The 12,520-nt window shown below is 72.3% G+C and carries 10 protein-coding genes; 2 read left to right on the top strand and 8 right to left on the bottom strand.

What is annotated here, in order from left to right; genetic code table 11:
- Positions 1 to 14: 14 nt before the first annotated feature.
- A complete protein-coding gene (locus ACT4N7_RS20440) occupies positions 15 to 5,141 on the top strand; it encodes an SDR family NAD(P)-dependent oxidoreductase (RefSeq protein ID WP_444830468.1) in 5,127 nt (1,708 codons plus the stop codon).
- Positions 5,142 to 5,190: 49 nt separating this feature from the next.
- Entirely contained in the window at positions 5,191 to 5,376 is a 186-nt protein-coding gene (locus tag ACT4N7_RS20445) for a DUF5302 domain-containing protein (RefSeq protein WP_444830397.1), read from the top strand.
- A gap of 204 nt (positions 5,377 to 5,580) precedes the next feature.
- Here the strand turns inward: ACT4N7_RS20445 and ACT4N7_RS20450 are convergent, their stop codons facing one another.
- The 8 genes from ACT4N7_RS20450 to ACT4N7_RS20485 all read right to left on the bottom strand — a co-directional run bounded on the left by ACT4N7_RS20450 (position 5,581) and on the right by ACT4N7_RS20485 (position 12,481).
- A complete protein-coding gene (locus ACT4N7_RS20450; RefSeq protein WP_444830398.1) occupies positions 5,581 to 7,086 on the bottom strand; it encodes an MFS transporter in 1,506 nt (501 codons plus the stop codon).
- A complete protein-coding gene (locus ACT4N7_RS20455) occupies positions 7,059 to 7,274 on the bottom strand; it encodes a transcriptional regulator (protein WP_444830399.1) in 216 nt (71 codons plus the stop codon). The genes ACT4N7_RS20450 and ACT4N7_RS20455 overlap by 28 nt, the downstream gene beginning before the upstream one ends.
- On the bottom strand, positions 7,271 to 7,882 hold the full coding sequence (locus ACT4N7_RS20460) for a hypothetical protein (protein WP_444830400.1): 612 nt from the start codon (positions 7,880 to 7,882) through the stop codon (positions 7,271 to 7,273). Before ACT4N7_RS20460 ends, ACT4N7_RS20455 begins: the two co-directional genes overlap by 4 nt.
- Before the next feature lie 21 nt (positions 7,883 to 7,903).
- Positions 7,904 to 8,692, bottom strand: a complete 789-nt coding sequence (locus tag ACT4N7_RS20465) for a thioesterase II family protein (protein WP_444830401.1) — start codon at positions 8,690 to 8,692, stop codon at positions 7,904 to 7,906.
- Entirely contained in the window at positions 8,692 to 9,654 is a 963-nt protein-coding gene (locus tag ACT4N7_RS20470) for a nitroreductase family protein (protein ID WP_444830402.1), read from the bottom strand. Before ACT4N7_RS20470 ends, ACT4N7_RS20465 begins: the two co-directional genes overlap by 1 nt.
- Before the next feature lie 74 nt (positions 9,655 to 9,728).
- Positions 9,729 to 10,547: an AfsR/SARP family transcriptional regulator gene (locus tag ACT4N7_RS20475; protein ID WP_444830403.1), complete on the bottom strand. Its 819-nt coding sequence runs from the start codon at positions 10,545 to 10,547 to the stop codon at positions 9,729 to 9,731.
- A 220-nt stretch (positions 10,548 to 10,767) separates the two neighbouring features.
- Positions 10,768 to 11,730 carry a ScbA/BarX family gamma-butyrolactone biosynthesis protein gene (locus ACT4N7_RS20480; protein ID WP_444830404.1) on the bottom strand — a complete coding sequence of 321 codons (963 nt, stop codon included), beginning with the start codon at positions 11,728 to 11,730 and terminating at the stop codon, positions 10,768 to 10,770.
- Positions 11,731 to 11,842: 112 nt separating this feature from the next.
- Positions 11,843 to 12,481 (bottom strand): ScbR family autoregulator-binding transcription factor, encoded by a 639-nt coding sequence (locus ACT4N7_RS20485; protein ID WP_444830405.1) that lies wholly within the window; start codon positions 12,479 to 12,481, stop codon positions 11,843 to 11,845.
- Between the last annotated feature and the right edge of the window lie 39 nt (positions 12,482 to 12,520).

Below are 12,520 nucleotides of genomic sequence, written 5' to 3' on the forward strand. Positions count from 1 at the left end.
AGCCCAGTCCGCACATCGAGTGGGTGGGTAGTGGGTTGGAGTTGTTGCGGGAGGGTCGGTCGTGGGTGGCCGGGGAGCGGCCGCGGCGTGCGGGTGTGTCGTCGTTCGGGCTCAGTGGCACCAATGCGCACGTGATCATCGAGGAGCCGCCCGCCCGCGAAACCGCCGCGCCGCCCGCGCCGCTTGCCGCCTACCCGCTTCTCGTGTCCGGCCGAGACGAGTCCGCCGTCCGTGCTCAGGCGAGCCGGTGGGCGGACTGGCTCGACAGCCACCCAGACGCGCGGCTGACCGACGTCGCGGCAACGGCCGCGCTGCGCCGCACCCACTTCGACTACCGGGCGGGCGCCGTCGTCACGTCCACAATGGACGCCGTGGCCGCACTGCGCGGCATCGCCGACGGCCGCACCGCGGTCACCCCCGTCGGGCCAGGGGACGTGGCGGTGCTGTTCACCGGGCAGGGCAGTCAGGAGCCTGGGATGGGGCGTGCACTGTACGCCGGGTTCTCGGTGTTTCGGGCGGCGTTCGACGAGGTGTGTGCGGAGTTCGGCGAGTACTTGGCGCATCCGCTGGCGGAGGTTGTGCTTGGCGGGTCGGATTTGGTGCACCGGACCGAGTACACGCAGCCCGCGCTGTTCGCGTTCGAGGTGGCGTTGTTTCGGTTGTGGGAGTCGTGGGGTTTGCGGGTGTCGGCTTTGGCCGGGCATTCGGTGGGTGAGTTGGTGGCGGCGTATGTCGCTGACGTGTTGTCGCTGGGCGACGCGGTTCGACTCGTCGCCGCGAGGGGACGCCTGATGCAGGCGTGTCCAGAGGGTGGGGCGATGGTGTCCGTGGGGGCCGGGGAGGAGGAGGTTCGGGCGGCGATCGCGGGCTTTGACCATGTGGTGTCCATCGCCGGGATCAACACTCCCACCCAGACCGTGATCAGTGGTGACGCCGACGCGGTCGATGCGGTGGCTCGTCGGTTCGCGGAGCGGGGTCGCAGGACGCGGCGGTTGCGGGTTTCGCACGCTTTCCACAGTGTGCACATGGATTCCGTGCTGGGTGAGTTCGCGCGGGTGGCGGCGACGTGTGAGTTCCGGGTGCCGCGTATTCCGATCGTCAGCACTGTGACCGGTGCGCGGTTGGATCACGTGGATGCGGACTACTGGGTGGCGCAGGTTCGTGGCACGGTGCGGTTCACCGATGCCCTGCGTACCCTCGCCGATACCGGGGTGTTCTTGGAATGCGGTCCCGGCACTGCCCTCACCGCGATGGCCGCGTCCACTGTGGACGACATCGCTTGTGTGGCCGCGCTCGGCGACGGTCTGCCGTACGCGGGCGCGGTCGCCCTGTATGCGGCGGGCGTCGCCCTGGACTGGTCGGCGATCCTCGCCGACACGCCCGCGTCCGACCTGCCGACCTACCCGTTCGCGCGGCACCGCTACTGGATCGACCCGATCGCCAGGCCGGACGCCAGGCGCTCCGGTCTCGACGCCACCGGGCACCCGTGGCTGGCTGCCGCGACCGCACTGGCAGACGGCGGCGGGCACCTGTTCACCGGTCGTGTCTGTGCGGCCGAACACCGGTGGCTCGCCGACCACGCCGTGCACGGCACCGTCCTCATGCCCGGCACCGGCCTGCTCGAACTGGCCGCCGCCGCCGCGCGGGCCCTCGACGCGGGTGGTGTCGGCGAACTCACCCTCGCCCAGCCGCTGCCGCTGACCGGCGTCCCGCTGCGGTTGCAGGTCCGCGTCGGTCCCCCCGAGGAGCGGGGCAGGCCGATCGAGATCCACAGCAGGCCCGAGTCCGGCGACGGCGAGTGGACCCTGCACGCCACCGGCGCCCTTGCCGAGGTCGCTGCCCAGCCCGTGCCCGCCGACCTGCGTAGCTGGCCGGTCCTCGGCGCCGAGCCCGTCCCGGTCGAGGGCGTCTACCCGGATCTGCGCAGCCGCGGGCTGGAATATGGTCCCGCCTTCCGCGGTCTCGCCGAACTGGCCGAGCGGGACGGGGTGGCTTTCGCCCGGGTCGTGCTGCCCGACGCGGTCCAGTCCGGGGCCGCGGGCTTCGGGCTGCACCCGGCGCTGCTCGACGGCGCGCTGCACGCCTTGGCCGCGCTGTCCGGGTCGGACGCCGCCGTGCTGCTGCCGTTCGCCTGGTCCGGGGTGAGCCTGGCCGAAGGCAGCCCCACCGAACTGCGGGTGCGCGTCGAACTCCTCGCCCTGGACAGCGACAGCGGACACGCCCGGCTCGACGCCACCGACCCCTCGGGCAGGCCGGTGATCAGCGTCGGCAGACTCGATCTCGTGCGGGTCACGCCCGAGCGGTTGCGCGTCCGCCCGCCGGGCGCCGACCACCTGTACAAGATCGGGTTCAACGCGATCACGGCCCCGACTGCCCAACCTGGCGCCGCCGTTGCCGTCGTCGGCGCCGGGGCCGTAGCCGAACTGCTCGGCGTCGCGCCGGTCGCCGACCTCAACACACTGCTCGCCCGGCCGGTGCCGCCGCACGTCCTGGTCGACCTGACCGCACCTACCCGCGGCGACCTTGCCACCGCCGCCGGGCACGAGGCCATCCATGCCCTCGACTGGATCCAGGGCGCCCTCGCCGAACCGGGTCTCGACGCCGCCGAACTGATCTGGGTCACCCGCGACGCGGTCAGCGCGGGGCCGGACGACGCCGTGTCGGACCTCGCCAGAGCCGCGGTCTGGGGGCTGGTGCGCGCGGTCAGGGCCGAGTATCCGCAGCGGTCGCTGCGGCTGATCGACCTCGGCGCCGACGTCACCGACGGCGCCCTGCTCGCCCACGCCGTCGGCACCGCCGACGAGCCCGAACTGGTGCTGCGCGAGGACCGCGTCCTCGTCCCCCGGCTGGCCAAGGTCACCGACGCCGTCGCGTTGCCCGACGACCCGCCGTGGCAGCTCGACATCCCGGAGAAGGGCAGGCTCGACGCGTTCGCCATGCGCCCGGTCGAGCGGGTCGAGCTGCCCGCGGGGCACGTCCGTGTGCGGGTGCGCGCGGCGGGCATGAACTTCCGCGACGTGCTCAACGCGCTCGACGTGGTGCACGCCCCGCAGCTCGGCCTGGAATGCGCAGGCGAGGTCGTCGCGGTCGGGGCCGACGTCACCGGCCTGCGGGCGGGGGATCGGGTGCTGGGGCTGGCCATCGGCGCTTTCGGCACCGAGGTCGTCGTCGACGCCCGGATGATGGTGCCGATCCCCGGCACCCTCGGATTCGCCGACGCGGCGACCGTGCCGCTGGTGTTCCTGACCGCGCACTACGCCCTGAACGAGCTGGCGGCGATCCGCGCCGGGCAGCGGCTTGTCGTGCACGCGGCGGCAGGAGGTGTCGGCATGGCGGCGGTGCAGTTGGCCGAACACCTCGGCGTCGAGGTGTATGCCACGGCCAGCCCGGGCAAGTGGCCCACCCTGCGCGCACTCGGCATCCCCGACGACCGCATCGCGTCCTCCCGGGACACGGGGTTCGAGCGGCGGTTCCTCGACCGGACCGGTGGGCAGGGCGCTGACGCCGTGCTCAACGCCCTGGCGGGGGAGTTCGTCGACGCCTCGCTGCGGCTGCTGCCCCGCGGCGGGCACTTCCTGGAGATGGGCAAGACCGACGTCCGAGACGCCGCCGAGGTGGCCGCCGCCCACCCGGGCGTGCGGTACGCCGCGTTCGACCTGATGGGCAGCGGTCCCGAGCGGATCGGCGAGATGCTCCGGGTCGTCGCCGACCTGCTGGAGCGGGGGGTGATCCGGCCGCTTCCGCTGGCGGGCTACGACGTGCGCGAGGCGCCTGCCGCATTCCGCACCATGGCCAAGGGCAGACACATCGGCAAGATCGTGCTCAGCCCGCCGCGCGCGCTCGACCCCGACGGCACCGTGCTGGTCACCGGCGGCACCGGCGAGCTGGGCGCGCTGGTGGCCCGGCACCTGGTGCGCGGGCACGGAGTCCGGCACCTCGTGCTCGTCTCGCGCAGCGGCATGGACGCCCCCGGCGCGGCCGAACTCGGCGCGGAGCTGGCGGCCGACGGCGCCGCGGTGCGGGTGCTGGCCCGAGACGTCGCCCAGCGAGCCGACGTCGCCGCCGCATTGTCCGAAGTGGACAAAGCGCACCCGCTCACCGCCGTTGTGCACCTGGCCGCCGTACTCGACGACGGGGTGGCGCAGAACCAGGACGCCGAGCGGTTCGCCCGCGTGCTGGGGCCCAAGCTCACCGGGGCGGTGCACCTGCACGAGCTGACCGAGGGCCTTGACCTCGCGGCGTTCGTGCTGTTCTCCTCGATTGCGGGCACGTTCGGCTCGCCGGGGCAGAGCACCTACGCCGCGGCCAACGCCTTCCTCGACGCGCTCGCCGCGCACCGGCGCGGGCGCGGGCTGCCGGGCGTGAGCCTGGCGTGGGGGCTGTGGGCGCCGGAGGGCGCGGGCATGACCGCCCGGCTCGGCGCGGCCGACCTCGATCGGATCAGCCGCTCGGGCGCGGGCGCGCTGACCGGCAGCGAGGGGATGGTGCTGTTCGACGCGGTGCTGCACCGGCCGGAAGCCCACCTGGTTCCGGTCAAGCTCGACCTGCCGACCTTGCGGCGCGCGGCCGAACCGCCCGCGCTGTTTCGCGGGCTGCTCCGGCACCGGCCGCGGCAGGCCGCGCCCAGCACGGGTCTGCGTGAGCGGCTCGCCGCGCTGGCCGCCGAGCGACGACTCCCCGCGCTCGTCCAGTTCGTGCAGCAGGAAATCGCGGGGGTGCTCGGTCTGCCGGAGGCGGCCGAGGTGCTCGCGCACAAGCCGTTGCACGACTACAGCTGGGACTCGTTGATGGCGGTGGAACTGCGGAACCGCATCGCTCGGCAGAGCCAGATCCCGTTGCCCAGCACACTTACCTACGACTACCCGACAGCGCGAGCGATCGCCGGGTACCTGCACGAGCGGCTGGCACCGACCGCAGAGGACTCGACCGGTGATCCGCCGACCGACCCCCGGGCGGCCGTCGAGTGGGCGCTGGCCCGCGTCTCGCCTGAGCGACTGCGGCACAGCGGAGTCCTCGACCAGCTCCTGCGGCTGGCGCAGCCCGATGAGCCGGGTACCGCCGGGGAGGCCATGGCCGTCGCGGCCGCACTGTCCGAAGTGGAGATGGACCAGGCGATCGAGGCCGCGCTGGCCAACCTCTGACCGGGCTGACGACCGTCCGACAACCGCACGAACCAACCAGGAGGTGCCCATGAGTACGACCGAGCCAACCCCGGACGAGCGCGGCGACGAGGTCCGGGCCCGCTTCAGCGAAGCGCTGGCCCGCAAGACCGACCGCGTCCGCGAGTCCCAGGAGTCGAGCGGATTCCAACCGAAGATCCACGGGACGCACGGGCCCGCGGTACGCAAGCGGGCGTTCCGCCGCAAGAACGGATAGCGCCGGAAAGCCGGTGGCGTGACCGACCCGTCCGCTGTCCCGCATCCCCGTCTGGAGGAGGTCGCCATGGTCGACATCAGCACGCCGGGCGCATAGCCGCCGCGCGATTCTGCGCCGCGCGCGCCTTCCGCCACGGCAGCGGCTGACCGCTCCCGCTGACCCCCGTGCCGTCCGGCACGGGGGTCAGCCGCCTGCGGGATCTGGTCAACTGACCGATTCCGTCTTGAGCAGGTCGACCTGCTCGGCCTCAGGAGTGGACTCAGCGCTCCTGCCTGCGGGCAGCAGGGACGTCAGCAGCACGGCCAGGACGAAGACGCCGACGTTGTACCAGAGCGTCGTCGTGGTCGCCGCGTCCACATCCGACACCGCGGAACCGGTCATGCTGAAGAAGATCGTGCCCACGAACGCCACGCCCGTCGCCGAACCGAACTGGATCACCGCGTTCACCACGCCCGACCCGGCCCCCGCGTCCGCCACCGGCACGTCCCCGAGGACGACACCGGTCAGGATGGGCGAGGTCAGACCCATGCCCAGACCCAGCACCAGCGACGGCAACCCGATGTGCCACCAGCTCAGCCCCGCCCCCGCCGCGTCCACCATCACGATCGTCAGCAGGGTGCCCGCCGCCATGGTTCCGGCGCCGATCCTGACGAACAGCCTGCCTCGCCCCGCGCCCATGCGCCAAGCGATCTGGAAAGTCGTGGCGATGCCGAGCGGCCAGGCCGCGGTGGCCAGCGCGGTGTGCAGCGGCGACCAGCCTAGGCCCAATTGGAGGTGGTAAGTCAGCACCAGGAAGAACGACCCGACGCCGATGAACATCAGCAGCGTGATCAGCAGGCCCACGCTGAACGACCGTTGGCGAAACAGGGGCGGCGGGATCAACGCCGAACCGTCGCGCCGGTGCCTGCGCACCTGGTAGGCGGCGAAGCAGAACAGCAGCGGCACCGACGTGGCCAGCAGCGCGAACATCCACCACGGCCACCCGTACTCACGGCCCTGTACCAGCGGGAACATCAGCGCCAGCGTGGCGAGCGCCAGCAGCACCATGCCCGGCCCGTCCACCCGCGGCGCGCGCGGCGACCGCGACTCCGGCAGGTACCGGGTGGCCATCACCAGGCCCAGCACACCGATCGGCACGTTGAGGTAGAAGATCGCCCGCCAGCCCAGGCCCAGGATGTCCGCCTCGGTGATCGCGCCGCCGACCGCGGGCCCGATCACCGCGCCGCTGGTCAGGGCCAGCCCGAGCACGCCGAAGGCCTTGGGCCACTCGTGCTGTTCGAACAGCGTGACGATGACCGACACCACCTGCGGCACCATCAGCGCCGCGGCCAGGCCCTGCGCGACCCGGCCCGCGATCAGCAGTTCGGGGGTGCCTGCCGCGCCGCAGGCGATCGAGGCCGCGGTGAACCCCGCGACGCCCACCAGGAACAGCCGCCTGCGGCCGTAGATGTCGCCGAGGCGCCCGCCGGTGATCAGCATCAGCGCGAAGGCCAGCGTGTACCCGGCCAGCGTCCACTGGGCGGTGGCGAAGTCGGCGGCCAGGTCGGCCTGGATGCTCGGCAGCGCCAGGGTGACGACGGTCGAGTCGAGATTGTCGATGAACGCGGCGATGGTGACGATCGCGAGCGCGACCCAGCGCCTGCTGGGAGCCTGCGGCTCCCCGTCTTGTGTGGACACTTCGATCATCCGCTCCTGCTCGGTGGTGGACACCCGGCCGGCCGGTCGGCCGACTGGCGTTTGGCGACGATCTCGGCGAGCTCGTCCAGGCTGTACTCGGCTTTCCCCGGTGTGCCGTAGCGGGTGAGCCGTCCGCGGCTGGCCCACTTGCGGATCGTCGCCTCGGGCACGCCCGCGGCGAGAGCGGCCAACTGGGTCGGCACGGTGCGGTCGCGTTTCATTCGGCCGCACCGATGCTCAAGCGCAGCCAGCGGTGCGGCGCCAGCGCGTGGCCGTCCGCGCAGACCACTTCCGGGCCGGGGCCATCCGGCCGGGACACCGCCGACACCGGGGCAGCGCACCCGGGCTCCGGGCACTGCCCCAGCCTGGTGCGCACGGTCGCACCGGTCCGGGACACCCGGCGCGCGGCGCGGACCGCGCCCGCGACCTCCTCGGCGTAGTCGGCGGCGGCGGGGTGCGCGACGAGCCAGCTGTCGTGCCGGTGCAGGAACGCCGCCAGCGGCCCGACTTCCCTGGCGGGCGGGGTGACCCGCCGCTCGGTCACCACCAGCGCGCACCAGCAGGCAAGCACCTCCACGATGCGGGCGCGCGCTTCCACCGCGCCCGTGTTGAGCCGGATGCCGCTGGGCCGCCAGCCACTGACCCGCTCCCGCAGGTGCGGATTCGGCTGGGACAGCTCTTCCTCGCAGGCCGCGAACAGCTCGGGCAGCGCAGCGAGATCGTCGGCGACGTGCGCGACGCACGGCGCGCACAGCCGCCACCGAGGCCCGGCCGCCCGGGTCCGGTCGCAGTCGGGCTTCTCGCATAAGCCCTCGTTCGCTGTCGTCATCCCTGCCTCCTACCGCGCCGCTCAGCCCGCGGCACGCAGGCGTGGCGCCGCGCCCGCGGTGGCGACGTCGGCCCTGATCTGGCCGACTACGTCGGCCAGCCGCTGCCGGAAGTAGAAGTGGTCGCCGGGGAACAGGTGGACGCCGAGGAACCGGTCGGTGTGCTCGGCCCACGCCGTCAGCCGCTCGGGCGGCACCGCGGGATCCCGCGTGCCGCCGAAGGCGGAGACCGGCACCGGCAGCCGTGGCCTGCCAGCCACCGGACGCCAGGTCTCCACTAGCCGGAAATCGGCCCGCAGCATGGGTTCCAACAGTGCCCACCACTCGGGGTCGTCCAGGATCTCCCGGGGCGAGCCGCCGATGCGGGCCACCGCCTCCCGCAGCTTGGGGGAGGGCAGCGTGTGGCGCGCAGGCGTGTCCAGCCCGCCGTCCGCCCTGGGCGCGCCGCGCCCGGACAGCCCTACCCAGGTCGGCAGCGGCAGATCGTCAGCGGCCAGTCGGAGGGTCAGCTCCTGGGCCAGCAGCGCGCCCATGCTGTGGCCGAAGAACACGAACGGCAAGTCCAACCACGGCCGCAGCCCGGTCAGCAACCAGTCCACCGCCGAGTCCACATCGGACATCGCGGGGGTCCCCGCGTCCCGACCGCGGCCGGGCGCGTCGACCAGAACCGCATCCCAGTCGGCGGGCAGCAGGGGCAGCCAGTCCCGGAACAGGTGGTGTGAGCCGCCCGCGTGGTGGAACAGGAACAGCCGCAGACGGGCGTCTGGCACCGGCTGGGGCCGGACGACGGCGGAGGACGGTGGTGGGCTCATCACGATTCCTTGTGGCTCGACCGGGTGTCGGAACTGGCGCCAACCAGGCTTTCCCGCCGGACGAGGTCGGCCGTGCGCAGCGCGCCGCCCCACAGCGAGACCAGCAGGTCTTGCCTCGGTTCGAGGTGGAAGTGCCTACGCACCAAGGCGAACTCCATGCTGCCGACCTGGGCGAGGCCCAGTCCGCGCGCGGGCGCGGAGGTGATCAGCAACTGGGAGATGTGCCCGGCTTCCAGCACGCTGAACCGGGTGGCCAGCCGCTCGCCCCAGAGTGGGGCGATGGCGGCCGGGGTGGACACCAGGAAGATCCCGAACGCCGCCCTGGCCACCAGCGACCGGTTGGGCGGGCGCTGGGTGTCGGCGGTGATCCGCAGGTCCTCGTCTACGTGCACGAGGATGCGCTCACCTGGGTTGAGGTAGTAGAGCCCGCCCGCCAAGTCCAGCACCCGGCGGTGCCGCACGTACAGGTAGATCTGCACCGGGTAGCAGCCGCCCGCGGACGGGTAGCGCCTGCACGCCCGGCCGGACAGCTCGGCGGAGGCGGTCAGGGTGAGTAGCGAGTTGAGCAGGGCGCCCGGAAGCGGGCCCTTGTCGAACTCCCGCGGTGCCGCCGCGTCGGACAGCGCGGCCCGCTCGGCTGGGGTGACGGGGTCGAGCGCGACCCGGGTCAGCTCCGGGTGCAGCCTGCGCTCGGCGATCCTGGCTTCCCGGAACCGCTGCTGGACCCGGGGGTCCAGCGCGATCCGCACGTCGCGGGACAACTCGCCGCAGTGCGACGGCGCCAGCCCGTCGGCGATGGCGCGCGGGGTCGGGTTGTCGATCAGCGCGTCGACCGAGACCCGCACGCCGTAGCGTGCGGTCAGACCAGCGGCCAGCCGGATCATCGTGTCCCAGGTGGCTCCCAGGTCGTAGAGGTCGGTGTCCGGGCCGACGCTGGGCAGGCCGAGCAGCTCCGCTGCCATCCGCGTCACACTGTCGATGGTCGGCATCGCCATGGTTGCCGCCCTTCTCCCGCTGCCGGGAATCGGGTCCGCCGTCAGCCGACCTGTTCCAGCCGGTGCTCGTCGGCCGGAAACAGCAGGCGGGGGTCGGAAGAGAGGATGCGGCGCTGTAGGCCGTGCAGCGCGGGCGACGGGTCCAGGCCGAACTCGTCGACCAGGCAGGTGTGCAGGCGGCGGTACACGTTGGCGGCGTCGCCGCGGCGGCCCGACCGGTACAGGGCCACCATCAAGTGCGCGTACAGGCTTTCGTGGGTGCGGTGCCGGGCGACCAGCCCGGTCAGCTCGCCCAGGAGTTCGTGGTGGCGCCCCAGCCGCAGATCGGCGTCAATGCGCCGGTCCAGCACGCTCAGCCGCGCCTCCTCCAGCCTGCGTGCCTCGACTTCCAGCACGGTGCCCACCTGCACGTCGACCAAGGCGTCGCCGCGCCAGTTCGCGAGCGCGGCGTGAAACTCCCGCGCCGCCCGCTGGTAGTCGCCCGCCTGGCAAGCCCGGTGCCCGGCCTCGGCCAGCCGCTCGAACGTCTTCACGTCCACCGCGTCGGGCTCGGCCACCAGCAGGTATCCCCCCGACTGGGTGAGCAGCACCTGCTTCGGGTTGCGCACCGCGCCCGGCGGGGAGTGTTCCAGCGCCGCGCCGATGAGTCCCCGCAGGTGCATCACGTAGGTCTGCAGCGTCGTGGTGGCGCTGCGCGGCACGTCCTGCCCCCACAGCTCCTCGATCAGCGCCGCGACCGGCACGACCTGGTTGGCGCGCACGGCGAGCACCGCCAGCACCTTGCGCGCCTTCGCGGCAGTCGGGGTGACGGACTTGCCCCAGATGCGAGCTTCCAGCGGACCCAATACGTCGACGTCCACAACGGCCTCCCTCTCGGCTTGCGGCACAGGACTCAATGCCGCAAGGCCAATCTACAAACCGACCGCCCGGTTTGGCAAGGCGCATTCGGTCCCTTGGGTTCTGTTTCGATTCAGTTACGGTGAGCAGCGAGTTCGCGGTCCTCGCCGGGCGAATGCGGTGCTAGGGGCCAGGCCGCGTGCGGCCTGGCCCCTAGTGCGGACACCAGTTGTCGTCGAGAGGTCAGGTGATGTGCATTGCCAGGGACGCGCTCCCCATGAGCCTGCCCGCCTGCTCGAAGGCGAGTGTCATCGTCCGGTCGCCGGTGACGGTCGGCGCTCCCGTCCGCGCCGTGATCAGGCAGGGGGCGTCGAACTCGATGTATCGGGCGAACCGGAAGTCGAGGCCGACCGGCAGGGCGTGTGGGTGGCCGACCATCCTGACCGCGGCCTGCCTGGCCGCCTCCAGCAACAGCATCCCGGGCACGTGGTCGACGGGGTGGTCGAACAGCACCGGGTGGTCGGGGTCGAAGCGCAGCGCCCAGACTCCGGGGCCAGTCTCGGCGATCACCACGTCCTCGCAGCGATCGCGGCCGACCAGGGCGGGCTCGACCGGCGGCAGTTGCGGCGCGTCGTGCGGGGTCGCGGAGACACGACTGCCACGCACCTTGCGGTAGACCGCGGGCGACACCCGCCGCCACACCGTGCTCGCGCTGCCGATCTGCCTGCCGTCGCGGTAGCACTCGAACTCGAAGCGCACGTTTCCCCGGGTGGCGGACCCCCAGGCCGGCCCGTCTGGAGCGGTGGCGGTGATGATCAGGTTGACCGGCTTGCCCGCGGTGCGCAGGCCCGCCGGATCGATGGTGAGAGTCTTGCGCTGGTACAGGAAGGTGTCCGTCATCGGCACACCGAACTCCTGATGGGCCAAAGCCAGCCCGGCCTGCCGGATCGACTCGGCGAACAGCAGCGGGTCGTGGGCGTCAGCCGTCCTCGGCCGGAAGAAACCGTGCCTGCGCGGCCACTGCACGCCGACCCTGGCCACATTGTCCACATTGTCCACCGCGGCCTGCAGGTCGGTCACGAATACCTCGGAGACGGCCGCGCGGTGCACGAGGTGCCGCGGCATGGTCTGGTCGAACCGGACGAGTCGAGGGCCCGATAAGTCGCCGCTCGGGCCCTCGGAGAGCTGGTCAAGCGTGGTGGTCATGACTTTCCTCCCAGTGTTCACCCATGAACGATTCATAGTCTGTCCGATCAGGTAGGCAAAAACCATACCCACCGCCCGGTTTTTTTGTACCGTTTCTGGGTGACTTCCTGGACTACTCGCCGCCAGTGGAACCGAGCAGGTCCAACAGGAGCGCGCCCGCTTCCCCCACCATCTGCGGCAGGATCAAGGCCCACAGGTCGGCCAGGTTCTTCGCCATGTCGATGCCGCTGTCCGCGGTGTCGAGCGAGGTCAGCACGTCCAGGCCGAGGCACAGCGCGGAGGCGAGCAGGGCGGCCACGTCCGGCGTCGCGCCCAAGGTCAGCTCGCCCGCCCGCGCGACGGCGTCCGCCTCGGCGCGCACGGCATCGACCCAGCTCTGGACGAACCGGCTGAACCTGACGCCCTGGCTGCCGACTTCGCGCGCCATCCGCACACTGGCGCCGATCTCGGGTTCGTCGCCGATCCAGCGCGCGAGGGCGTGGGTCAGGTCGATCAGCCGCCGGGCGGCCGAGGGCTGCTGCTCGCGCAACCGCTCGGTGAACGATGTCAGTCTGGCCACCGCGATCTCCTGGACGGCGTCGCACACGTCGTCCTTGGACTGGAAGTGGAAGTAGAGCCCGCCTTTGGTCATTCCAGCTGCCTCGGCGATGGCGACCATGCCCGCGCGCTCGTACCCGTCGCGACTCAGCAGTTCGGCGGCGGCGCGCAGCAACAGCGTCCGCGACTGCTCCGATCGTGCCTGCTTTGTCACGTGGCTCCAACTCCGATGCCCGGGCAGGGGTCACCCGGC

The organism is Actinokineospora sp., from assembly GCF_052390155.1.
GTDB lineage: Bacteria > Actinomycetota > Actinomycetes > Mycobacteriales > Pseudonocardiaceae > Actinokineospora.

Coding starts and splice junctions, on each gene's coding strand:
- ACT4N7_RS20445 (WP_444830397.1), top strand. CDS start 5,191: ATGAGTACGACCGAGCCAACCCCGGACGAGCGCGGCGACGAGGTCCGG.
- ACT4N7_RS20480 (WP_444830404.1), bottom strand. CDS start 11,730: ATGACCACCACGCTTGACCAGCTCTCCGAGGGCCCGAGCGGCGACTTA.
- ACT4N7_RS20460 (WP_444830400.1), bottom strand. CDS start 7,882: ATGACGACAGCGAACGAGGGCTTATGCGAGAAGCCCGACTGCGACCGG.
- ACT4N7_RS20470 (WP_444830402.1), bottom strand. CDS start 9,654: ATGGCAGCGGAGCTGCTCGGCCTGCCCAGCGTCGGCCCGGACACCGAC.
- ACT4N7_RS20465 (WP_444830401.1), bottom strand. CDS start 8,692: ATGAGCCCACCACCGTCCTCCGCCGTCGTCCGGCCCCAGCCGGTGCCA.
- ACT4N7_RS20455 (WP_444830399.1), bottom strand. CDS start 7,274: ATGAAACGCGACCGCACCGTGCCGACCCAGTTGGCCGCTCTCGCCGCG.